21 protein-coding genes are annotated in these 23,010 nt (G+C 66.4%); 7 read left to right on the top strand and 14 right to left on the bottom strand.

Annotated elements, in window-relative coordinates; all coding sequences use genetic code 11:
• Positions 1–441 precede the first annotated feature (441 nt).
• The gene (locus PJB24_RS14980) at positions 442–819 is read left to right on the top strand and encodes a hypothetical protein (protein ID WP_273847302.1); all 378 of its coding nucleotides are present in this window, start codon (positions 442–444) and stop codon (positions 817–819) included.
• Entirely contained in the window at positions 816–1,217 is a 402-nt protein-coding gene (locus tag PJB24_RS14975) for a LysR family transcriptional regulator (RefSeq protein WP_273847300.1), read from the top strand. The genes PJB24_RS14980 and PJB24_RS14975 overlap by 4 nt, the downstream gene beginning before the upstream one ends.
• Positions 1,218–1,238: 21 nt before the next feature.
• On the opposite strand, the gene PJB24_RS14970 is transcribed toward PJB24_RS14975, so the two are convergent.
• Both PJB24_RS14970 and PJB24_RS14965 read right to left on the bottom strand, forming a co-directional pair.
• Positions 1,239–3,893 (bottom strand): peptidoglycan DD-metalloendopeptidase family protein, encoded by a 2,655-nt coding sequence (locus tag PJB24_RS14970; RefSeq protein WP_273847299.1) that lies wholly within the window; start codon positions 3,891–3,893, stop codon positions 1,239–1,241.
• Between the two features lie 185 nt (positions 3,894–4,078).
• Positions 4,079–4,816 carry a ribosomal eL19 family protein gene (locus PJB24_RS14965; protein WP_273847297.1) on the bottom strand — a complete coding sequence of 246 codons (738 nt, stop codon included), beginning with the start codon at positions 4,814–4,816 and terminating at the stop codon, positions 4,079–4,081.
• 299 nt (positions 4,817–5,115) lie between these two features.
• On the opposite strand from PJB24_RS14965, the gene PJB24_RS14960 reads away from it, so the two are divergent.
• Positions 5,116–5,673, top strand: coding sequence for a DUF6230 family protein (locus tag PJB24_RS14960; RefSeq protein ID WP_273847295.1), 558 nt, complete (start codon positions 5,116–5,118; stop codon positions 5,671–5,673).
• 33 nt (positions 5,674–5,706) lie between these two features.
• Positions 5,707–6,153: a DUF6114 domain-containing protein gene (locus tag PJB24_RS14955; protein WP_273847293.1), complete on the top strand. Its 447-nt coding sequence runs from the start codon at positions 5,707–5,709 to the stop codon at positions 6,151–6,153.
• 36 nt (positions 6,154–6,189) lie between these two features.
• Here the strand turns inward: PJB24_RS14955 and PJB24_RS14950 are convergent, their stop codons facing one another.
• Together PJB24_RS14950 and PJB24_RS14945 are read right to left on the bottom strand one after the other, a co-directional pair.
• Positions 6,190–6,741, bottom strand: a complete 552-nt coding sequence (locus PJB24_RS14950; protein ID WP_273847291.1) for a TetR/AcrR family transcriptional regulator — start codon at positions 6,739–6,741, stop codon at positions 6,190–6,192.
• Between the two features lie 174 nt (positions 6,742–6,915).
• Positions 6,916–7,494, bottom strand: a complete 579-nt coding sequence (locus PJB24_RS14945) for a TetR/AcrR family transcriptional regulator (protein ID WP_273847288.1) — start codon at positions 7,492–7,494, stop codon at positions 6,916–6,918.
• Positions 7,495–7,603: 109 nt separating this feature from the next.
• Between PJB24_RS14945 and PJB24_RS14940 the strand changes: the two genes are divergently transcribed.
• Positions 7,604–8,938: a cytochrome P450 gene (locus tag PJB24_RS14940; protein ID WP_273847286.1), complete on the top strand. Its 1,335-nt coding sequence runs from the start codon at positions 7,604–7,606 to the stop codon at positions 8,936–8,938.
• Between the two features lie 7 nt (positions 8,939–8,945).
• Here PJB24_RS14940 and PJB24_RS14935 read toward each other — a convergent pair whose 3' ends face one another.
• The 9 genes from PJB24_RS14935 to PJB24_RS14895 all read right to left on the bottom strand — a co-directional run bounded on the left by PJB24_RS14935 (position 8,946) and on the right by PJB24_RS14895 (position 20,205).
• A complete protein-coding gene (locus tag PJB24_RS14935) occupies positions 8,946–9,692 on the bottom strand; it encodes an SDR family oxidoreductase (protein WP_273847284.1) in 747 nt (248 codons plus the stop codon).
• A 10-nt stretch (positions 9,693–9,702) separates the two neighbouring features.
• On the bottom strand, positions 9,703–11,811 hold the full coding sequence (locus PJB24_RS14930) for a 3-hydroxyacyl-CoA dehydrogenase NAD-binding domain-containing protein (protein ID WP_273847282.1): 2,109 nt from the start codon (positions 11,809–11,811) through the stop codon (positions 9,703–9,705).
• A 3-nt stretch (positions 11,812–11,814) separates the two neighbouring features.
• Positions 11,815–13,110 (bottom strand): thiolase family protein, encoded by a 1,296-nt coding sequence (locus tag PJB24_RS14925; protein ID WP_273847280.1) that lies wholly within the window; start codon positions 13,108–13,110, stop codon positions 11,815–11,817.
• Between the two features lie 22 nt (positions 13,111–13,132).
• Entirely contained in the window at positions 13,133–14,329 is a 1,197-nt protein-coding gene (locus tag PJB24_RS14920) for an acyl-CoA dehydrogenase family protein (protein ID WP_273847278.1), read from the bottom strand.
• Between the two features lie 18 nt (positions 14,330–14,347).
• Positions 14,348–15,844, bottom strand: coding sequence for a flavin-containing monooxygenase (locus PJB24_RS14915; RefSeq protein WP_273847276.1), 1,497 nt, complete (start codon positions 15,842–15,844; stop codon positions 14,348–14,350).
• 75 nt (positions 15,845–15,919) lie between these two features.
• Entirely contained in the window at positions 15,920–17,548 is a 1,629-nt protein-coding gene (locus PJB24_RS14910) for a succinic semialdehyde dehydrogenase (protein ID WP_273847274.1), read from the bottom strand.
• Complete coding sequence (locus PJB24_RS14905; protein ID WP_273847272.1) at positions 17,545–18,399, bottom strand: SDR family oxidoreductase; 855 nt, start codon at positions 18,397–18,399, stop codon at positions 17,545–17,547. The genes PJB24_RS14910 and PJB24_RS14905 overlap by 4 nt, the downstream gene beginning before the upstream one ends.
• A 19-nt stretch (positions 18,400–18,418) precedes the next feature.
• Entirely contained in the window at positions 18,419–19,264 is an 846-nt protein-coding gene (locus PJB24_RS14900) for an SDR family NAD(P)-dependent oxidoreductase (RefSeq protein ID WP_273847270.1), read from the bottom strand.
• Entirely contained in the window at positions 19,261–20,205 is a 945-nt protein-coding gene (locus PJB24_RS14895; RefSeq protein ID WP_273847268.1) for an alpha/beta fold hydrolase, read from the bottom strand. Before PJB24_RS14895 ends, PJB24_RS14900 begins: the two co-directional genes overlap by 4 nt.
• A 237-nt stretch (positions 20,206–20,442) precedes the next feature.
• Between PJB24_RS14895 and PJB24_RS14890 the strand changes: the two genes are divergently transcribed.
• Positions 20,443–22,206 (top strand): AMP-dependent synthetase/ligase, encoded by a 1,764-nt coding sequence (locus PJB24_RS14890; protein WP_273847266.1) that lies wholly within the window; start codon positions 20,443–20,445, stop codon positions 22,204–22,206.
• Positions 22,207–22,260: 54 nt separating this feature from the next.
• Here the strand turns inward: PJB24_RS14890 and PJB24_RS14885 are convergent, their stop codons facing one another.
• Complete coding sequence (locus PJB24_RS14885) at positions 22,261–22,587, bottom strand: SCP2 sterol-binding domain-containing protein (RefSeq protein WP_273847264.1); 327 nt, start codon at positions 22,585–22,587, stop codon at positions 22,261–22,263.
• 267 nt (positions 22,588–22,854) lie between these two features.
• Between PJB24_RS14885 and PJB24_RS15975 the strand changes: the two genes are divergently transcribed.
• A partial coding sequence (locus PJB24_RS15975; RefSeq protein ID WP_420541967.1) for a winged helix-turn-helix transcriptional regulator occupies positions 22,855–23,010 on the top strand: 156 nt, incomplete at its 3' end.

The raw sequence follows: 23,010 nt of genomic DNA, 5'->3' as shown, positions 1-23,010 counted from the left end.
TCTCCTTCTGGGACGCCCTGATCGTGGAGGCCGCGCTCCGTGGAGGGGCGGACCGCATTCTGACCGAAGATCTCCAGCACGGGCAGAGGATCGAAAGCCTCACCATCGAGAACCCTTTCCTGGAGATTGCGGGAAACTGAGGCGATAGGCAAGACGCCGGGACGCTCCATGCCACCGGTCCCGGAGCCGCTGTTCGCCGGCCTCCAGGCGGACGTCACCTGCTGCACCGGAGCGCGGCAGCCGCAGCGCCCGAAGAATCCCCGGGCATCGCGGACAGTGACCGCGTCCAGCGCGCCGCCGGCGGAGTCGGCTGCGTTCATACTGCAAATCGGGCCATTGTGTGACGGCAAATCCCCATAAAGGCTATCCGCTCGCACCGAATGGGGTAAACTTTGGATCTCGGGAGGGGGGACGCACGGGAAGATACCTGGAGGTCCCCTCATGGACGTCGAAGACCTGCAGAGCATGGACAGCGACGAGCTCCTGTACCTCCGGCGGCAGATCGATGCGCTGCTGATAGAGCGCGAGCTGCGCGAACACCGCAGGTTCCGGGACAGGGAGGTCATAGAGACCAGGAGGATTCCGGGTGCGGTCCTGCGCCGGGAACTCCTGAGGCATCCCGACGGATCCACATCCGGCCCCTACTGGTTCCGTTATTTCTTCCAGGAAGACCGCACAGAAGAGATCTCCGTGCGCTACCTGGGACCATGCGACGAGGGGCCACCCCCGCAGGAAGACCTGCAGAGCCGAGCCCGGGAGAACCCCGCCCCCAAAGAGGGGGAGGACATCCCCCTGAGGCGCGTGGGACAGGCGAGATGAACCTGACGGAAAAGCGCGGGTCGTCAGCCCGCCCGAAGGACGAGGTCAGGGCCCGCAACACCATCGAGCTGGAACGCCTGAAATATTTCGTCGCGGTCGCCGAAGAGGGCAGCCGCGCCGGCGCCGCCAGACGGCTCTACCTGACCTGCTCCGCGGTGAGCCAGCAGATCAGCAAACTCGAAGGTGAGATCGGGGTGGAGCTCTTCCGGCGCAACGGACGCCGGAGCGAGCTGACGGAGGCGGGTGAGATCCTGCTCGCCGGGGCCCGCCAGGCGCTGGAGAGCATCGAACTGGCGGTCACCGAAGCCCGGCGCGTGAGCTGGCAGGCCTCTCCAGAAGAGGAGCACAACCTCGAAGGCCCGAGCGCCACGTCCCGGTCCCAGATCCCCCGGAGATAAACTAGGCCCCCAACCCAAGGCTCAGCCGCCGAGGAGATCCCGCAGGATGCCCTTTTCGTGGCACTTCCCTCTTCCCCCGCCGGTGATCTTTCGCAGATCGAGCGGGGAAGAGGAGCACGAAGAGGTATCCGAAGCTCCCGACGAGGAGGCCGGGCTCGAAGACGCACGGGAGCCTGAAGAAGGCGACGACGAGGTCGGGCTCGAAGACGCGCGGGAGCCGGAAGAGGGCGACGAGGAAGCCGGGCTTCCCGATCCAGAATTCCCTGAGGAGGAACTGGAGGCGGATGAGCCACCACCGGCCCTGGAGGTTCTCCCGGTAGACGGGGATGCACTGGAAGCAGGAGAAGAGGAGGCCGGAGAAGCGTGCCCCGACGACGATGCGCTGCTGGGGAGGCTCTCGCCCGCAGAGCCACCCTCTGCGGGGCTTGAACCGGGAGCCGGTTTCGCTCTGCTCGAAGGCGAGCTCGAGCCCGTGGTTACCCCACCACTGCTGCTCTGGTGCGCGCTCTGTTCCACGCTGACATTCCGTCCGTCACCACCCGTGACTTTCACGACCGCCTTCTGGTGCACCTCGCTCCCGCCGGAGCCACCGCTTGCGACGCTGCTCTGGTGGTGTACCACCCGGTGGTGAACCATCTGGTGGTGCACCGTATGCCCCACGGTCTCGTGCGGGACGTATCCGCCCCCTGGCACGGCATGGCCAGCCGGAGCCGCCACCTTCGTACCACCGTAGGTCGGGGCGGACGCAGGCAACCCTCCCCCTCCGCTCGTGAGGACGGGAAGCCCCTGAGCCGGGTAGCCTCCGGCCGGGTAGCGCCCGGGACAGGAGGCATCGGTGGGTGCGATCCCCTCGTAGGCGGTCCCGAGCCTGCCGCCCCGGGCGACGCCGCCGTTCTGCCGCAGCCAGTTGAGCAGCGGGTACGGGTTCATCGCGCCCGAAGGAACCTGTGCCCTGCGCCCCGTCGGGTCATACCACCCGAAGTGCAGGTGCGGGGGGAACAGCCCGGCGGTACCCTCCGGTCCCTGCCCGCTGTCACCCACGTGCCCTATGAGCTCGCCGGCCCGTACGTGGTCTCCCGGCCTCAGGGCAGAAGGTCGCTCCATGTGGGCGTAGTACAGCTCATCCCCGCGGTGGATGGGACCGACGTCGTGGTCGGCACGTATCATGATCGCCCATCCACCGAGGTAGTTCCACCCATCCCTGTTGCCGCCCGCCACGGGCTCTACCGTTCCGCTGGTTACCGAGTAGATGGGGGTTCCCTTCGGCGCCATGAGGTCTATACCCTCGTGCATGCTCGACGCTCCAGCCGAGGCATTCTGCGGCCGGGAAGCACCCCAGGAGTCCGTGTACGAGTCGAAGTAGCGCCTGGGGAGCGGGAACACCGCCCGGCCGTTGCCGGAGATCCTGGTGAGGCGTGGTTCATCCGCCCCCACAAGGAGCTCCCGCGTCGGATCGCAGTCGTAAGATCCCCCGCCGGCCGGTGGCGCCTTCTGCACCGGCACCCCCCTGCGGTAGGCCGCGGCGAGAGCAAGGACCTCCCGCACATACTGCCAGGAGTGGTTGTAGGCGAAGATGGCCCGCATGTAGTCCTGCGGCGCCCCGTTCTCTCTCAAGTACTTCGCGGCTCCGAAGATGGCATCCCTGTAATCGCAGGGATCGGCAACCCCGTCACCGTCCGCGTCGACCTTCACCCTCTGCCAGGTGGAGGGCAAAAACTGCATGGGCCCAACCGCGCTCCCGTACGCCGTGTAGGGCCCCAGCACGCAGATATGCTTCTTGCCGCCTTCACCGTGGTTGCTCTCTATCTGTCCTATCGCGGCGAGGATGGACCAGTCGAGTCCATACCGCTTCGCCGCATCCCGGTAGGCAGCCAGGTAATCCGGTGGGATCTCGCCGCGCGTGACCTTCGGAACAGGCCCCTGAGGCGCGGAGACGTCCTGCCCACCATCCCCGCAGATCCCTCCAGCGGCGAGCCCCTCGAGCGTCGAGTTCACGTCTTTCAAGGTCTGCCCGACCCCGATGAGCGGCATCTGCCCCGCGATCGGCTCGAAGCCCGCGCTCACGGAGAGTGCCGGTCCCCCGCCTGCCCCACCCGGGAAGCTCACCCCCGCCGCGCTCATCCTGGTGGCCTTGAGCGCCGCGTTGCTCAAAGTCACATCCAGCGGATGCTTGCCAACCCGCAAGCACCCCCCCGAAACCGCGAAACGAAACGAAGAGACATCGACCTTCATGTCCTGTAGCTCGACTACGTCCGCCCGCTCGTTGGCCACCGATGCCTGCAAACGCTGGAAGCCCGGCGAAGAAGAAGACCCGGAGAGCTTCAACCCGTACACCTCGGCACGGTCGAAACCGAACTCAAGCTGCGCCCCATCTCCCCGCCCAGCGAGAGAGACCGTAAGACCGTGCCCGACGATCTTCCTGGCCTCGAGAAAGAAGTGGCCGGAAAAAGAGTAGTTCTGCGCCCCAGAGGCATCCGAGCGCACAGCGAGCGCCAGCCCGACGAGCACCAGAATCCCCGCCAGCCGGACCAGGCGCCCGATGCCCCCGCCACCCGAACGTCCCCCGCTCGGACGCTCCTCGCCCCGGCGGACCCGGACCTCCTCCCGCCCCTTTACCACCAGGGCGAAGAGACGAAGCCTCGATGCAGCCCCCATGCCCCCCTCTCCGCTCGTCAAACCACCCCTACCCTTCGAATACGGAGAAGCTACCCGGAGACCGTCCGGTTCTCTTCCGGCACCCGTCAGGGAACGTCGTGAACAGCACTCCTCCTTTCCCGACGAAAACAGTTAGCATCAGATGCCAACCACCATTGAATACGAGACCCACCGTGATGTCAACGCGGGGGAGGTTTCAGGCCCCCTCAGGCATTTCTGACCATGTGACGCAGGATCAGGCCGAGCCCGACGAAAGCGGCGAGGATTATGGCACCCTCGACGATCATGGGACCGCCGGTGTTAGGCAGGGGTCCCCCGGCACCAGGGGAGGCGCTGCTGGAGTACGATGCCGCCGCGGAGGAAGCCGGGGAGGTACTGGCCGGGGTGGCCCCCGGAGAAGCGGTCGAGGAGACGGAGGCACCACCGGTGGACGCTCCGGAAGATACGCCACCGCCCGGCGCAGCCCCACCGGGTGAAACGCTCTCAACTCCCGATCCCGCGCCTCTCACCGATCCGGCCGAGAAGCTGCCGCCGCGCACCCCCGCCGGAGGGACATAGTTGGAGCCCCGAACCTCCGACGGTCTCGTATTCGGGGTCTGTCCCGTCCCGGGCACCGCCCCGCGTTCGGAGGGTTGCTGACCACCCGCCGAGGGTACCGCCCCACGCTCGGAAGGCTGATTCCCCCCCACACCAGGAATCGCCCCACGCTCGGAAGGCTGGTTCCCCCCTGGATTGGGGATCGCTCCACGCTCGGAAGGCTGCTGCCCCCCGACACCCGGGATCGATCCGCGCTCCGAGGGCTGCTGCCCCCCGACACCCGGGATCGCACCCCGCTCGGAGGGTTGTTGACCGAACAGTCCGGGTCCACCCTGGGCGTGCGCGGAGGAAGGATGCACCGCCAGGGAAGCGCCCAGCACGACCACGAACATCAGCACCAACCCCACCGGGCGAACCATCCCCGAAACGGTCCCTCGGTAACCCAAAGTCATCACCCCCGCTCGCTTCTCTGAACCCTCTCGAACCCCATCTAAACGGCGATCCCCGGTCCCCACCGAGTCTCTCCGCCTTCACTGTCGCGCAATATATCAGACTTGAAGTTATCAGGCAATAACTGATAATCTATCTACGATGGCCGGAAAGGTTGACAGAGAGGAGGTGGGTTGCTAGATTCCGGGTGATTATCAACTGCTGACAAACAGCGGGGAAAGTCCGGTGGGAAAGGAGAACAGGGGGTAAGCGAAGCATGGAGATGTATTACAGGCGGAGGCGTTTTGCGGCTGCGTTGGGGGCTGCGCTCGCGGCGCTTGCGGCAATCGGGGTTGCGATCTACCTGGGTGGGGTGGCGGTGGCGGTTCCGATAGCGGGAATAGGGGACTTTCATGTCAACGCCGACCAGGTACGGCTGCAGGGGTTCGTGCTGACGCCGCGCATCGGGGACAACTCTTCGAGCAACGTTTCGCCGGAGACGCGGGTGCAGGCGCAGCATGCCGAGGTTGACGGGCTTGTCCTCTACAAGGACATCCCGACGCCGTACAGGACGCTCAGGGTCGAGATCACGGCGAGCGGCACGGTGAAGATAAACGGGCTCATACAGGACATCACGCAGCAGACGGCGAGCTCTGCTTCGTTCAACCAGCTTGAGATAGACGAGGCGCCGCCGTCGAAGCGGAGCAGTTGGCAGCAGTCCTTCTACCAGATCGCACCGAGCGTGACGCTCAACAACTTCAGGAGCAACAACGACTACCAGTTCGCCAACACGATAACGCTGCCCGGCCTGAAGGTCTCGGCCAGGTTCCTGTAGGCCATGGCTGTGCGAGAAGAGGTTTCCGCCGGGGTGTCGGAAGAGGAGAAGACAAGGCAACTGGAAGGACCGGCGCGGCGCCGGAGGCCGAGGCTCGGGCTTGCGCTGCTGGGGCTGGGAGGGCTGTGCATAATCTGGATGCCGCTCGTCCTCTATCTGAAGGAGTTCGCGCACTTCAGCATGGCCTTCGGTGGTGTGGTGATCGGGCTGATCGTACTCGGCTGCGCGGTGCTCGGTTGGATCTACCCGTCCAGGGTACAGGTCTTCGGGGCGGTGGGGATGGTGTTCTCCATCCTCTCGCTCATGGGTGCTTTCGGCGGGCTGATCATTGGCATGCTCCTTGGGATAACCGGGGGCTGCCTGTGTATAGCCTGGGGACCGAAGCCCGAAAAAAGCTCCCGAAACCGCAGCAGGAGCAAGGGGCGCATCCGGCGCCTCTTCTCCCGTTCGGAGGGTTCGGAACATAGTACCGGAGGATAATAATCCGGAGGCCACCCCGGGCTGTCAGCCGCTCTACTAGAACCTGATGTCTTCCTCAGTGCTCTCCGCACCGAGCCCGAGCAGTACCCGCGCCCATTCGCTCTCCCTGGCTGCCTCGGAGAACCCGGCGCCCACCGAGACGGTGCGCATGATAGCCAGCGTGAACAGCTCCCTTATCGTCTCGCTGTCCGCCCCCGTTCTCTCCTTTATGTAGCCGTAGAGCCTCTCCATCCCTTCGTGCACGGCCTGACGTACCTCGTCGTCCTCGCAGGCCGCGAAGAACTGCAGCAGCATGAGCAGTTCCTCCCGGCGCGCCAGAAGCCCCACGTAAGCCCGCTGCACCGCACTCAGCGCATCTTCGGGATCCTTGCCCACCTCATCCTCGAAGGCGGCCAGTATACGTTCGAAAACCCGCCGGCCAGCCTCAAGAAACAAACTCTTCTTCGAACCAAACAGGCGTATCACGTAGGGTTGCGATACCCCTACCCGGTCGGCGATCGCATCCGTCGACACCCCATACAGCCCGTAGACGGCAAACTCCGCGATCGCAGCGTCTATCACCACGCTGCGCCGCTGCTCCCCGGTCATCCTCCCGGAAGATCTCATCCGTTGATTACTATTATTGGCTGGGGCTCTTCCGCGCGCCATATACCACCTCCGTTTGTCCGCCCCGTCGAAGAGGCAGGACTTCGCTCTGCCTCTATCTTCTTGCAGACTATACTAGGGCCGTTATCCCACCGCAAGGAAAGCGAGTGAAAGAGTTCAGCGAACGCCCAAAGCGCCGCGTATGAACCGGGCGACCTCGGCGACGAACCGGTCGGCCGGCAGGCTGGGCTCGTAGACGTAGCAGTCGGCGCCGGCGCGCTCTATGAGGCCGACTATGATCCTGGCGGTCATCCGGGGGTCGAGAGACCGATCGACCACCCCCATCTCCTGTCCCTTCTCGATCAGACGCGAGACCATCTGGCGGTAGGGAAGCTCGAGATCCTCCAGCCGCGTCGAGTCCTCGTAGAAGCCGAGCCGGCTGATGACGACCCCGAGTATGTCCCGGTAGCGGCCCATCTCCCGCAGCGCAGCCTCGACAGAGGCCTCTATCCCCTCTTCTATGCTCCCCGCCCGCTCCACGGCCTCGAAGACCGCTCCCTGTATGTCCCGGTGCATCTGGCGGTTGAACTCCTCCACCAAAGAGACCTTCGAAGGGAAATAAAGGTAGAACGTGCCCTGCGAAACCCCGGCACGCCTCACGATCTCAGAAACCCTCGCCCCCTCCAACCCCTTCTCGGCGAGTACCGCCCGCGCCGCAGCCAGAAGCTGCTCCCTGCGGTCAGCTACCCTCGACACAGTCTCAGCCATCCTCCCAATTCTACCCCACGGATAATCCCGAAAATACCCACCCCGCCACTATATAATATTTCCGACTGATCGTCAGTCACTACAGGAAGGGGCGAAGATGCAGAGAGAGGCACCACCGGTCTACCGGGAATTTCCGGTCAGGGCTTCCAGGGATCCTTTGAAGGCTCTGGAGGAGGCGAGGGCGCGGGGGAGGATCGTCCGGACGCGGGTACCGGCCCCCGTGTGGCTCGTCTTCGACCCGGAGGGGGTGCAGCAGGTGCTGGCGGCGAGGAGCCGCAGTTTCCGCAAGGGCATAGTGGAGAGGAACAGCCTGGGGTTCATGGGGAACGGTCTCCTGTTGAGCGAGGGGGACTTCTGGAGGCGGCAGCGCAGGCTCGAGCAGCCGGCCTTCCACCGTGCGAGGATCGCGGGGTACGTGGAGACGATGTCCCGGTGCACGCGGGAGATGCTGGAGGGGTGGCGGGATGGGGACGTGGTGGACGTCCAGCGGGAGATGTCCGCGCTGACGCTGAGGATAGTCAACATCGTGATGTTCGGGGCGGACGTACGCGAGGTTTCCGGGGAGGTGGCGCGGGCGCTGGTGCCGATCGGGGAGAGGCTCGAGGGGCCGGGCAGGAACTTCTATCCGGTGCCCGAGACGATCCCGACGCCGACCAACCTGCGCTACCGGCGGTCGATGAAGGTGCTGGATGGCCTGATCTACGGGATCATCGCAAGGAGGCGGGAGGAGCGACAGGAGGGCGACCTTCTGGACATGCTGCTCGAGGCGAGAGACGAGCAAAGCGGCGAGGGGATGAACGACCGGCAGGTGCGCGACGAGGTCATAACGATCTTCGCCGCCGGGCACGAGACGACGGCGGTCGCACTCGGGTGGTGCTTCCACCTGCTCGCGCACCATCCGGAGGTGGACGAGAGGCTGGCCAGGGAGGCACAGGAGGTTCTCGGGGAGCGGGAGCCCGGGGTCGAGGAAGTGGCGGAGCTGCGCTACGCCTCGGCGGTCTTCAGGGAGGCGATGCGTATCTATCCGCCGATCTACGCCTTCAGCCGCGAGGCGATGGAGGACGTGGAGGTCTGCGGCTACACCCTCCCCGAGGGGACCGAGGTGCTCGTAAGCCAGTGGGTGAACCACCGCGACCCCGAGTTCTTCGAAGATCCACTCGCTTTCCGCCCAGGGCGATGGCTCGACGGATCCACCGATGGGATCCCCCGCTACGCATATTTTCCGTTCGGCGGGGGTTCCCGCCAGTGCATCGGCAAACCCTTCGCGGAGATGGAAGGGCCTCTCATCCTGGCCTCCATCGCCCGCCGGTACCGGCTGCGCTACCTGGACCCGCACGAGGAGGTCACGTTGCGGCCGACGGTGACGCTGCGCCCCGCCCACCGCGGCGGCAGGAGGCGTGGGCTCCCACCGATGGTGCTCGAAGAACGCTGAGGAACCTCTAGAGCATCCTGGCCAGAACGCTTGCGGGCAGGCGGCGCAACGCAAAGGCGAGCGGTCGCCAGGGCCAGGAGGGAACATAGGCCCCGGCGGGCTCGCGCTCCATCGCCTCGACGAGCAGGCGCGAACCTTCCTCCACGCCGATCATGAACGGCAGCTTCCCCACCCGCTCGTTCATCTGCGTGCGGATGTAGCCTGGATAGAGTGTGCTGACCTCGATCGGGGTGCCGCCCACGTCGGCCCGGATACCCTCCGCCAGCGTGGCCAGCGCGGCCTTCGAGGCCGAGTAGGCGGTCATGTTGCCAGGAAGCCCCCGCACGGCGGCGACCGAGGAGATGACGACCAGGTGCCCTACGCCCCTCTCGCGGAAGAGCTCCATCGCCGCCTCGCACTGGGCGAGGGCGGCGACGAAGTCGGTCTCGACCGTCTCGCGGTTGGCGTGGAAGTAGCCGGTTCCGACGGGCTGGCCCTTGCCGATCCCGGCGTTCACGACGACGCGGTCGAGGCCGCCGAGTTCGGCGTCGAGCTCCCGGAAGACGCGGAAGACCTCCGCGTGGTCGTTCACGTCGAGGCGGCGGACGCCGATGCGGATACCGGGGTGCCGCGCCGCGAGTTCCTCTCTAAGCCCCTGCAGGAGCTCCAGCCTGCGGGCGCAGAGGGCGAGGTTGCGGCCCCGGGCGGCGAACTCGCGCGCCATCCCCCGCCCGAGGCCGGAGCTCGCGCCGGTGATGAGGATGTTCCGGCGCACGGCGGTCTCCCTAGGAGTAGAAGCCCTTGCCCGCGGCGGCGCGCTCCTCGAGCAGGGCCGGAGGAGCGAAGCGCTCGCCGCAGGCCGAGCGGAGGTTGTTCATCTTCACGAGGGCCCTGTCGAGGCCCATGCTGTCCAGGTACCAGAACGGGCCGCCGCGGAACGGGGCGAACCCGAGCCCGAAGACCGCGCCCACGTCTCCGTCCCGGTGGGAGGTGAGGATGCCCTCCTCCAGGCAGCGCACCGCTTCTGAGACCATCATCATCGAGAGGCGGTCCTGGATGGCGCGGGCGGGGATCTGCCGGCGCCCGGTGCCGAGGTACTCGTAGACCTCGGGGTTCACCTTCCCTTTGTCCCTGCCCTCATAGAGGTAGAAGCCGCGGCCGCTCTTACGGCCCTTGTAGCCGGCCGCGACGACCTCGCCGCCCCGGTCGCTCGTGCGCAGCGCGCGGGCCTCGAAGAGCGGGTGGAGCACCTCGTTTATCTTGACGCCGGTGTCTATGCCCACCTCGTCGAGGAGCTTGAGCGGCCCGACGGGGAAGCCGAAGTCCATCATCGCCTCGTCGATGGCGTCGACGGCGGCGCCTTCCTCGAGGAGCAGGAGCGCCTCGTTTATGTAGAAGGCGAGGATGCGGGTGGTGTAGAAGCCCGGGCCGTCGTTCACCGTGATCACGGTCTTCCCCTGCGCGAGCCCCTCGTTGATGCAGGTCGCGAGCACCCACTCCGGGGTGTCCTCCTTGCGCACCACCTCGAGCAGCGGCATCCGGGGCACCGGTGAGAAGTAGTGCATCCCGACGATGCGCTCGGGGCGCCTGGCCCCGGCGGAGATCTCGGTGATAGGGATCGCCGAGGTGTTGGAGGCGATGATGAGGTCTTCCTTCCCAACCGCCTCGAGCTCGCGGATCGTCTCGCGCTTGAGCTCGAGGTCCTCCGGGACGGCCTCTATGACGAGGTCGGCCCCGGCGAGCGGGGCGTAGTCTTCGATGGGTACGATCCGCTCGATGGCCCGGTCGCGCTCGAAGGCGCTCATCCCCTTGCCGATGCGGCGGCTGAGGGTCTTGTAGATCTCCCCGCGCCCTTTCGCCGCGAGCTCCAGGCGGGCGTCCTTCAGCAGCACCTTCCTCCCGGCCTGAACCGCGCTCACCTGCGCTATCCCGCCGCCCATGAGCCCGGCCCCGAGCACCCCGACGGTCCGGACGTCCTTCTCCCGCCCCGCGTGGGGGTTCTTCTCGGCAGCGGTCTTGAGGAAGAAGAGGTTCCTCAAGGCCTTCGACTCCGGGGTGAAGAGCAGCGAGGCGAAGGCCTCCCGCTCGGCCTCGAAGCCGGCCTCGATCCCCTCCTCCTGCCCGACGCGGATACACTCTATTATCTTCGGGATCGCCGGGTAGTTGCCGCGGGCCTGCTTCTCGGCCATCTGGTGCGCCCGGTCGTAGACGACCCTGCTCAAGGGGGTCTCCTCCAGCAGCCTCTCGCGCAGGGGGAGCCTTCTGCGAGAGGGTTTCAGGGAGCCCCCGGCGAGGCCGCGGGCGGCGCGCTTGGCCGCCTCGAGGAGGCCCTCCGGGTGGATCAGGGCGTCCACGAGCCCCATCTTCTTCGCCTGGGAGGGATAGACGTTCCTGCCGGTGGTTATGACCTCCAGCGCCTTCTGCACCCCGACGAGCCGGGTGAAGCGCTGGGTCCCGCCGAGGGCGGGCAGCAGCCCGAGCATCACCTCCGGGAAGCCGAACTTCGTCGCCGGGTGGTCGGTGGCGATGCGGTAGTGGCAGGCGAGGGCGAGCTCGAGCCCTCCGCCGAGCGCCGGGCCGTGGACGGCGGCGACGACGGGCTTCGGGGAGGATTCGAGCCTCCCGAGCAGTTCGTGTCCCTTGCGTATGATCCCTTTGACCTCCTCGGGGCTCTCGAGTTCGGAGAACTCCTTTATGTCCGCCCCCACGACGAAGGAGTCCTTCTTCGCGCTGATCAGGACGGCCCCCAGGATGTCGTCGTCGCGCTCGAGCTCGTCGAGGGTGGACTCGAACTCGCCTAAGGCATCGGTGGTGAGCGTGTTCACCTTGCTGTCGAGCTGGTCCAGATAGACGAGCGCGATCCCGTCCTCGGTGTAGACGTCGAGGTAACCCACCTTTCACTCCTCCCCGGTGCGTTCGATCAGCATGGCGTGACCCAGCCCACCCGCCGCGCAGGCGGTGACGATGGCAAGGGTCCCATCCTCATCCTCGAGGCGGTGGGCGGCGGTGGTCACGAGCCGCGCCCCCGTGGCCCCGAAGGGGTGCCCGAGGGAGACCGAGCCGCCCCAGGCGTTGACCTTCTCCATCTCCACCTCCCCGACTGGTCGGCTGCGCCCGAGCCTCTCACAGGCGAACTGCGCGGAACCCAGCGCCTTCAACACCGCGAGCACCTGCCCGGCGAAGGCCTCGTGGATCTCGATGACGTCTATGTCCGAGAGCGAGAGCCCGTTGCGCTCGAGCAGCCGCGGGACGGCGTAGGCCGGGCCGAGAAGGAGCTCCTCCCCCGGATCCTGCGCCACGTACAGATAGTCCAAAAGGCGCGCCTTCGGCTCGTAGCCGGAGGCGCGCGCGGCCTCCTCCTCCATCAGGAGCACCGCAGAGGCACCGTCGGTGAGCGGCGAGGAGTTGCCCGCCGTCACGGTGCCGAAGGGCTTCACGAAGGCTGGGGGGAGCTTCGCGAGTTTCTCCAGGCTGGTGTCCCGGCGGATGGTGTTGTCCTCGGTGAGGAGCTCGAAGTCCGGCGGGACGGCGGTCGGCAGTATCTCCTCCGAGAGCCGTCCGCTGTCGGTGGCCTTGGCCGCCAGGGTGTGGGTGCGCAGTGCGTACTCGTCCTGCTCCCTTCGGCCGACCCCGAAGGCGGCGGCGAGCCTGTCGGCGCTCTCGCCCATCAGCTCCCCGGTGGAGTACTCGGAGATGGTGGGGGCGCGGGGGAGGAAGTCGCTCGGGCTCATCCCCGCGAGCAGCTTCCGGAACTCCAGCGGGGATTTGAAGCCCTGCGCCTCGAAGAGCCGCTCGCGTACCTTCTTCTCGAACTGGGGCGGGGTGTCGGACATGACCTCCACCCCACCGGCGATCGCGGCGGCGGCCTTGCCGGCCTGGATCGTCTCGAGCGCGCTCGTTATGGCCTGGTTGGAGGAGATGCAGGCCATCGTGACGGTGTGCGCCGGGACTGAGTTCGGGATCCCGGCCGCGAGAGACGCGTCGCGTGCGACGTTCGAGGTGCGGATGTTCTGGATGACGGTGCCCATCACCACGTAGCCCACGTCCCCCGGCGGGATCGCGGTACGCTCCAGGAGCCCCCGGAGCACGGTGCGGGCGAGGTCGTAGGATGTCTGGCTCAGGTAGGCGGTGCCGGACCGCATGAATGGGGTCCTCGCACCGTCGACCAGAACGACGTTGCGCTGCTCTGCCATATCGGCTCTTCTCCTCCGTGGCTCAGCCGGCGGGGACGAACGCCTGCTCGCCGGTGATGGAGCGTCCCACGATCAGAGACTGTACGGCGTCTGTCCCCTCGTAGGTGTAGATGATCTCCATGTCCGCCAGGTGCTTTCCGACGAGGTAATCGACGAGGACGCCGTTGCCCCCGAGAAGATCGCGGGCCTCCGCGCAGATCTGACGCCCCTTCCTGGCGGTGATGAGCTTGGCGAGCGAGGCCCGGCCGTGGGTGAGCTCCCCCTGGTCCATGAGCTGGGCGAGCCGGAAGCAGACGAGCTGCATCTGGGTGAGGTCCGCGAGCATCCCCGCCAGGCGGTACTGGGTGAGCTGGAAGGTCGCCTCGGGCATCCCGAAGATCTCACGCTCCTTGACGTAGCTCACCGCGGCCTCGTAGCAGGCGAGGGCATGCCCGAGCGCCTGCCAGGCGACCCCGTAGCGGGTGTTGGTGAGCACGGTGGAGGTGTCGGCGAAGGAATTGGCGTTCTCCAGCCGGTTCTCCTCGGGCACCCGGACGTTCTCCAGGGTGATGTTCGCCTGCCAGGAGGAGCGGTTGCCGATCTTGCCCTCGATCCGCTCCGTCTCGAAGCCCTCGGTGCCCTTCTCCACCAGGAAGCCTTTGATCTCGCCGTCCTCCATGTCGCGCGCCCACACCACGACGACGTCGGCGAAGGTGGCGTTGCCGATCCAGCGCTTGCTGCCGTTCAGGACCCACCCATCGCCGTCCTTCTCGGCGGTGGTCTCGAGCATGACCACGTCCGATCCATGGTCGGGCTCGGTGAGGGCGAACGCCCCGATCTTCTCGAGCCGCGCCATCTGCGGCAGCCACCTCTGCCGCTGCTCCTCGCTCCCGCAGAGGGCGATGGAGGTCATCGCGAGCCCGGAGTGCACCCCGAAGAAGGTGCTCAGGGATCCGTCCCCGCGCGAGAGCTCCATCATGACGAGACCCGCGGCCAGGTTGCTCATCTCGGGACAGCCGTACTCTTTGGGTATGACGTGCCCGGCGATGTTCAGCTCCGCCAGCCTGGGCACGAGCTCGAAGGGAAACTCCTCCCTGTTCCAGTATCTGCCCATCACCGGGATGACCTCCCGGTCGCAGAAGTCCCTGACCCTGTCCCGGATCCTGCGGTCTTCCTCGCTCATCCACTCTTCGACCTTGTAGTAGTCGGTCCCGAGCGCTTTTCCTATGTCGGCGGTCATCTTTCTCCTTTCTTTTCCTTACGCCCTTACGAGCCTCTCCCTCTCTCCCAGCAGGTAATCCGCGGGGTCCATCCGGCGCGAGCGCAGCCAGAAACGCCAGGTGAAGCCGGGCCACAGCGTGGTGTTGCGACCATGCTCGTCCAGGTACCAGCTCCTGCACCCGCCCTCGGTCCACACGGTGCCCCGGAATGCCTGCTGCACCCGCTCGTTGTACGCCCGCTGCGCCTCGGGACGCACCTCCACGGTCGCGGCCCCGGAGCGTCGCAGGTGCCGGATGCAGTCCACCGCGTGCTCTATCTGCACCTCGATCATGAAAACCTGCGAGTTGTGCCCGAGCCCGGTGTTGGGTCCGAGCAGCAGAAAGAAGTTGGGGAACCCGGCGACGGTCGTCCCCCGGTAGGCCTGCATCCCGCCCTCCCAGCTCTCGGCGAGCGTCGTCCCACCCCGGCCCCGGATGAACCCCGCGGCCGGCATGTCGGTCACGTGGAAGCCGGTGGCGAAGATGATGGCGTCCACACCCCGCGCCGTACCGTCGGACGCGACGACCTCGCTCCCCCGCACCCGGGAGAGCCCCGAGCAGATCACCTCGACGTTCGGCCGGCAGAGCGCGGGATAGTAGTCGTTGGAGAGCAGGATCCTCTTGCACCCTATCGTGTAGTCCGGCGTTAGCTTGCGCCGCAATACCGGGTCCTTCACCTGCCGCTCGAGATGTCGCCCGGCCAGCAACTCGAGGCCCTTCATGATCCTGCGGTCGTAGACGAACCCGAGGACGTAGAGTTCCCGCCCCCAGTAGATGAGCCCCCGGAGCGCCCGCTGATACCCCGGCACGAGACGGAAGAGCCTCCGCTCGAAGTCTCTGTATCGCCTGTCCCTGCGCGGGATGACCCACGGGGGCGTCCGCTGGAAGAGGTAGAGTCTCTCAACCTCCGGCTGTATCTCCGGGACGAACTGCACCGCAGAAGCCCCGGTGCCCACGACCGCGACCCTCCTGCCGCGCAGCTCGTAGCCGTGATCCCACCGCGCCGAGTGGAACACCCTCCCCGGAAACCCCTCGAGCCCGGGAATCCCGGGGATCTTCGGCTCGCTCAGCGCCCCCATCGCGCTCACGAACACCCGCGCCCGTATCACCCCGCGGTTCGTCTCGATCTCCCACTCCGCGAGCTCCTCGTCCCAGCGTGCCTCCAGCACCTCCACCCCGAAGCGCAGGTGGGTCATGATCCCAAACTCCCGCGTACACCTCCGCAGATATTCCCGGATCTCCCGCTGCCGCGAGAAGTTGTGCTCCCAGTCAGGGTTCGGCGCGAACGAAAAAGAATACAGGTGCGAGGGTACGTCACAAGCCGCCCCGGGATAGGTGTTGTCCCGCCACGTCCCCCCCACATCCCCCGCACGCTCGAGCACCACGAAGTCCTCGATCCCCTCCCGCCTCAGCCGGATCGCCATCCCGATCCCGGCGAACCCACTCCCCGCTATCACCACCCCGACCCGCTCTTCGAGCCCCACTCGCAATCCCACCTCTCCTGACTGACACTCAGTCATTACCTGAGGAAGATTTTACGGGCTGAGGCGGACAAGTCAAGCCGCCTGCCCCTATTTGATCCCCGGGAGGTGGCGCAGGAGGCGTATGGAAAAGACCATCAGGCGCTCGTAGGCTCCGCCTTCGATCCCGGCGAAGGGGGCGACGAGGGGGATGAGGCGCTGGGTGGTGACGGTCTGGGATTCGGTGTACTTGGTTATTCCCTCCTCTCCGTGGCGGCGACCGAGGCCGGAGTCTTTGAAGCCGCCCATCGGGGAGTCGGTCGAGGCCCAGGAGGCGGCGTAGGCTTCGTTTATGTTCACGGTGCCGGCCTGGATGCGCGGGGCGATCTCCCGCTCGGCCCAGCGGGTGCTGCGGGTCCAGAGGCTCGCGTTCAGGCCGTAGCGGGTGGCGTTGGCGAGTGAGACCGCCTCCTCCGGCGTATGGAAACGGTAGACGGAGACCACCGGGCCGAAGGTCTCTTCGGAGAAAGGGGACATCCCCTCTCTGACGCCGGTGAGGATCGTCGGCTCGTAGAAGTACGGTCCGAGGTCCGGCCGGGGGCGTCCCCCGGCGAGGACGCGCGCGCCGCCCTCCACGGCCTCCTCGACGTGGGAGCGGACCCGCTCGAGTTGGGCGGCGGAGACGAGGGAGCCCATCTCGGAGGAGTAGTCGAGGCCTGCGCCCAGGCGCAGGTTCCGCGTGCGGTCCACGAAGCGGGGGAGGAACCGATCGTAGACCGCGGCGTGCACGTAGAGCCGCTCTGCAGAGATGCACAGCTGTCCGGCGCTTGCGAAGCAGGCCCGGATCGCGCCCTCCACCGTGCGGTCCAGGTCGGCGTCCTCGAAGACGATCATGGGGTTCTTGCCGCCGAGCTCCATCGAGGAGCCGACCAGCCGCCCGGCGGCCTTCGCGGCGACCCGGCGGCCGGTCTCGGTGCTGCCGGTGAACATGACGAAGTCCGCCTCCTCCACGAGCCTCTCACCGACCGTCCCGCCCTCGCCGGGGACGATCTGTATGAGGTCACGAGGCAGGCCGCACCCGCGCAGGAGCCGGGCGAGCCAGAGCGCGGTGAGGGGCGTCTTGTGGTCGGGTTTTATAACGGCGGCGTTTCCGGCCATCATCGCCGGGATCGCGTCGGTGATCGCCAGGGTGAGCGGGTAGTTCCACGGCACGATGAAGCCGACCGCACCGACCGGATGGCGGTGTTGCACCGTGGACGTGAGGAGGGGGATCGCTCCCTGCCGGCGGCGGCTCTTCAGGTGGCGTCCGGCGGTGTGGGCGTAGTAGCGGGCGACTATCGCCGCATCCAGAAGCTCCTCGAAGACGTGCAGGCGGGCCTTCCCGGCCTCGAGCTGCACCAGGTCGAGGAGCTCCTCGCGTCGCTCGAGCAGCCTGTCGTGGAAGCGCAGGAACACCTCCCCGCGCTCCCGGAAGGAGAGCGCCGCCCAACCCGGCTGCGCCCGTCGCGCCCGCCGGAAGGCCTCCCTGACGTCCTCCGGGGTCGATCGGGACACGCGGGCGAACACCTCCCCGGTGAACGGGCACTCCACGTCGAGCGGTTCCCCGCTCGCGGTCGCCTCCCGCGCGAGGTCAAGGAAGTCGTCGGGGGCGAGCCTCCCGGTGGAGGCCATGAGCGAACGGGTCCCGGAGGCGTGCTGGAGGTCGCCGTCGGAGGCGATGAGGCGTTCTCCGGTTCTCATGCCCGCTCCTTCACGGGGACGTGCCTCTCCGGCTCCCCCTCGCGCCCGACGAACTCGTCCATCGAGTGGTTTACGCCGAAGAAGTCCATTATCCGATCGAGCAGGTTCGCCGGCAGCACGTGCAGCGCCGGGACCGTGGTCACGATGAGCGGCATCTTTATCTCCTGGCGGTTCCTCTCGATCATGCGCATCACCTTCTCCGCGACCCGATCGGGATCGAGGATGGGGAGCACCCTCGGGAAGCGGGTCTTCACCCCGCGGAACATCCCGGTGTCCACGTAGTAGGGGCTGACGATCGTCGTCCTTACCCCCCGGTACCCGTAGCGCTTGAGCTCCACCCTGAGCGACTCCGTGAAACCGACCGCCGCATGCTTGCTCGCCGAATAGTCGGTCTGCTTGCTCACCCCGATTATCCCGGCGGCGGAGGCGATCGTGACGATGTGCCCCTCGTTCTTCTCCATCATGGGTCCGAGGAAAGATTTTGTCACCCAGTAGAGCGCGAGCGTGTTGACCTTGAAGACCCGCTCTATCTGCTCGTCGGGCGCCTCCATGAGCGTCTTGCCGGTGACGACGCCTGCGTTGTTTATCAGGATCTCGACGTCCCCGACCTCCCGGCGCACCCTGTCAGCGACCTCGTAGACCATCTCCCGATCCGAGACGTCGCAGATGTAACCGTAGGCCCGGCCCCCGTTGTACGCCCCGGCCTCCCGTACGGCCTCCTCTATCGCAGCCTCGTCGAGGTCGTAGATGACGACCCGCGCTCCGCGTCGGGCGAGCTTCATGGCCATGAGCCGGCCCATCCCGCTGGCTCCACCAGTGACGAGCGCCGTCTTCCCTGATATCCTGGTCAAAACCTCCTCCTCTCCCGGATCACTTCCCCCGGAACGCGTGCAGCGGCGAGAGCTTCCCTGGCGGCAGACGTCTGCCCGCAATCCGGCGAACGAACGTCGGCAGGTCACGCCTGGAAGCGAGCCCGGCCACCCTCCGGCTCACGTAGGAGTCCACGAGCCACGGCAGATGCCGGGCAGCGGCGAGCTCCAGAGACGCCCGCCCCCCGGTGTAGACGTCGCGCCGGCGACCCTCGCAGGCGACGATGACGGCCCGGGCACCTCTCTCCACGGGCTCCTCGCGCACGAGCCCCTCGAGCGAGGCGTTCTGGCTCTCGACGACCTCGTGTATCGGCGTCTTCATGTACATCGGGTACACGGTGCTCACCGTTATACTCCCCGCATACTCCAGGCGCAGCGCGTCAGAGTAAGCGGCCAGCGCCCGCTTGCTCGCGGCGTAAGGCGCGGCGAACGGGACGCTGGCGAGCGCGAGCCCGCTCGCGACGTTGACGACGTGCCCGCCGGTTTCCAGCAGGCGGGGAAGCGCGGCCGCCGTGACGTTCCACGCCCCGAACAGGTTGACCTCGAGCGTCCTGCGGGCCTCCCGACCTGGGAAATCTCCCGCATCCTGGGCCCGGCCGATACCTGCGTTGTTGATCAGGACATCGAGCCCGCCGAGCCTGCCGACGGCCTCCTCCACGGCCCCCTCGACCTCCTTCCGGTCCGTCACATCCGCCCGAACGATATCCTCCCCACCCCTCAGGTCCAACCCGACCACGCGGGCCCCGCGCCCCCTCAAGAACGCCACGACGGTCCGCCCGAGGCCACCGGAAGCCCCGGTGATGAGAACCCTCTTCCCGCTCAGAGAGCCTCCCCGTCCACCCCTCACGCGGCACCCCCCGAGAGGAACGCGTCGGCGTCGTCGGCGGTACGCTCCGGGATCTCCTCCATCGGCACGTGTCCGACGCCCGGATAGGTGATTAACCGGGCGTCCTGCAGGTCGCGCGCGAACCTGCGGGCGTGGTCGGGAGGGATCCAGCGGTCCTCCTCCCCCCACATCACGAGCGTAGGGGTCGAAACGCGTCGGATCTCCCCGCTGTACCACCTGAACTGCCGCTCCATCTCGCGCCCAGCCAGAAGCAGCGTGCGGCGGTTGCCGGGACGGAGCATCAGCTCGTGATAACGCCTGAGGGTGCCGGGCCGGATCCTGCCGGCATCCCCATAGACCTCGCGCAGGCTCATCGCCACCATCACCCGCGGCGTGAAGAACCTGAAAACACTTCCCACCCCCGGCGTCGACGCCAGCCTGAGCACCGGCGGCAACCCGAAAGGATACCCGGCGGAGTCCACGAGGATCATCCGCTCCACCCTCTCCGGACGCGCGAGGGCGTACCTCCAGGCGAAGTACCCCCCGAGCGAGTTCCCCGCCAAGTTGAACCTCCCGAGCCCGACCCCGTCGGCGAACTCGTCCAGCACACCCGCCAGATCCCTCACCATCCCCACCAGGTCGTCCACCGGCCCCGTCAGCCCGAACCCTGGCAGGTCGAGCCGCACCAGCCGGTACCTGTCCCGCAACCGCTCCACCCACCCCTCCCAGGTATGCAGCGACGAGAATACCCCGTGCAACATCAGAAGCGCCGGCCCGTCCCTCCTCCCCTCGTCCCGGTAGTGAACCCTCGTCCCTCGAACCAGCGCGAAGCGGGACCCCTCCCCCCCATACCTGCCCTCCAGTTCCCCAGCCGGTATGTCCACCAGCCCGAGCCACCGCCGCCCGGCATAGAGCGAAGCCGCCACTCCCAAACCCGCGACGATCACCGGCGATCTCGACATCACCCCACCTCCCAACCCAGACATCAGTCTCCCTTCCCGCATAGAGCTTGCAATTGACTGATGATCAGTCATAAAGTGTATGGGTATGGTTGGTTGGTGTCAAGCAGATGGCTTGCTTGATTATCATCTGATGCTATATTGAGAATTTGAAATCGTATCCCGACAGCTGGGGGAAGAGAGCGGGGGTGATGAGCCTTGCTGAGCATCCGGCGTGACGAGGAACGCGCGAGAGATGTGGTGCAGAGGGTAAAGGAGTCTCACAGCCTCCTGGAGGCATTCTGGCTCACGGTCGAGGAGAAAGGGGACAAGACGGCCCTCGCCGAGAAGGATGGCGGCCGGTGGAGGGAGTGCTCGTTCCGGGAGCTCTACCGGAGGGTGGAGGATTTCGCGGCGGGTCTGCGGGGGCTCGGGGTTCGGGAGGGGGCACGGGTTGCGATCATGTCGACCAACCGGGTGGGCTGGACGGTAGCGGACCTCGCGATCATGAGCCTCGGGGCCGCAACGGTGCCGATCTTCCCCACGCTGGGCCCCAGGCAGGTGGAACACATACTGCGAGACTGTGGGGCACGCATCGTCATCGTGGAAGGCGAGGAGCAGCTTGAGGCGGTGCGGGGTTCCGGGGTCGAGGTGGCTCACACGATAGTCCTGGACGAGGGTGCGGCCGGGAAGGGTACGCTGCGATTCTCCGAGGTCGAGGAGCGTGGGAGGCGGGAGAAGTATGCCGGGTGGGAGGAGGCCTGGCGCGGTCTCGGGCGGGATCAGATGGCGACCATCATCTACACCTCCGGGACATCCGGCAGGCAGAAGGGGGCAATCCTGACCCACGGCAACATCCTCTCCAACCTCGAGGCGATAATAGAGGTCGTCCCGATCTCGGACGACGACGTGGGGCTCTCGATCCTCCCCCTCTCGCACGTGCTCGAGAGGACCTGCAGCCAGTTTCTGAACCTCGTCGGAGGCGGGACCAACTACATCGCCGAGTCGGTGGACAGGGTGCAGCAGAACCTGCAGGAGGTCAGACCCACCGTCCTGCTCGCCGTCCCCCGGGTCTTCGAGCGCATCTTCGGCGTCATACGCGCCCAGGGCACCGCGAACCCGGTGCGGGCCAGGATCTTCGAGAGCGCCGTACGCACCGCCCGGAACAGGTATCTCGCCGACGCCGGAGAACGTCCGATGGGCCTCAGGGAGCAGGCGATGTTCCGCCTCTACGATCTGCTCGTCTACCGCAAGGTGCGCCAGGGACTCGGCGAGAGGATAAAGTTCTGCGTCAGCGGCGGCGCGCGCCTGGAGCCCTGGCTCGGTGAGTTCTTCTACGGAGCAGGCATCCCGGTCGCCGAGGGCTACGGCCTCACCGAGACCTCCCCGGTCATCGCCGTGAACCGCTTCGAGGAGCTGAAGTTCGGCACCGTCGGACCGCCGCTGCCCAACGTCGAGGTGCGTCTGGCGGAGGACGGGGAGATCCTAGTGCGGGGCCCCAGCGTCACCCGCGGTTACCATAACCTCCCGGACGAGAACGAGGCCGCCTTCGAGGACGGCTGGTTCCACACCGGAGACGTCGGAGAGTTCGACGAGGGCGGAAGGCTGAAGATAACCGACCGTGCCAAGGACATCATGGTCCTCGACACCGGCAAGAACGTCGCCCCCCAGCCGATAGAAACCGCCCTCGCCAACACCGCCCACATCTCCCAGGCGATGCTCGTCGGCGAGGGGAAGAAGTTCGTCTCCGCCCTCCTCGTCCCGGACTTCGACGCCCTCCGCAGGACGCTCGGTGAAGACCTCCCGGATGAGAAGCTCTGTTCCGACCGGCGCGTGAGGGACCTGATCGCCTCCGAGATCAAAGAAGCCTGCCGCGACTTCCAGGAGCACGAGCGACCGAAGAAATTCGAGCTCGTGCCGCACGAGTGGACCGAAGAGAGCGGAGAGCTCACCCCTAGCCTCAAGCTCAAGCGCAGAAACATACTCTCCAAGAACGAGGATCTCGTCCAGAAGATCTACGCCTGACAAAGAGGCCGCCCCGCAGAAAAAGCGGGGCGGCCCGCGCAGAAGAAGACGCGCCTAAAGGAGCACCTTCTGCAGCTTCATCGCCTTCCCGGTACTCCCCTTCACCTTGAGCTTGCCCCGCATGAAGGCGCTCATCGGCTTCGTCTCACCGGAGACTATCGAGAGCCAGTCCTTCTCGTTCGCCATCAGGGTGCACTCGGGCTTCGTCTCGTCGTTCTCGTCCAGAACCTCGAGCGTCCCGTCCTCGTTGAACCGCACACGGAACCTGCCCGCGTCCCTGATGTCGAACTCGTAGACGCCAGCGAGCTGCCTCACCTGCTCCTCGGTGATCTCGTCTCGCATCCGCTCGAAGTACTCCCGCGCAGAAGAGTATCTGGCCACCTCTCCCCTCCTTCTCTAAGGGACTACCCGAGTAGCATAACCTCATACTGACTGACTGTCAATCAAAAATTTTCGCACCAGCCAAAGGCTCAAACTCCGCCTTAAATACCATATCTAAGAAAGTTAAGGCAAATTCGGGCGATACTTGCACTAAAGAGCGGGTCATGATACATTTTATCCAGTTACTTAATATAGTGTTTTAAGTAATTAAGGGAAGGAGAAGGGATCCAAACGGCGGGGAAACCGACGGGCAGGGCGTCTGGGGATGTGAGGCGGCACAACCGGGCGGTTGTTCTTGAGCTGATCAGGACGAGGGGGCCGATCTCGCGGGCTGAGCTGGCGAGAAGGACGGGCTTGAGTGCTGCTGCGATCATGGAGATCACCGGCAGCCTCTGTGCGGAGGGTTTGATCCGGGAGGGTGGG

This window comes from Rubrobacter calidifluminis (assembly GCF_028617075.1).
GTDB lineage: Bacteria > Actinomycetota > Rubrobacteria > Rubrobacterales > Rubrobacteraceae > Rubrobacter_E > Rubrobacter_E calidifluminis.
This window is presented reverse-complemented; position numbering and strand designations above follow the sequence as displayed.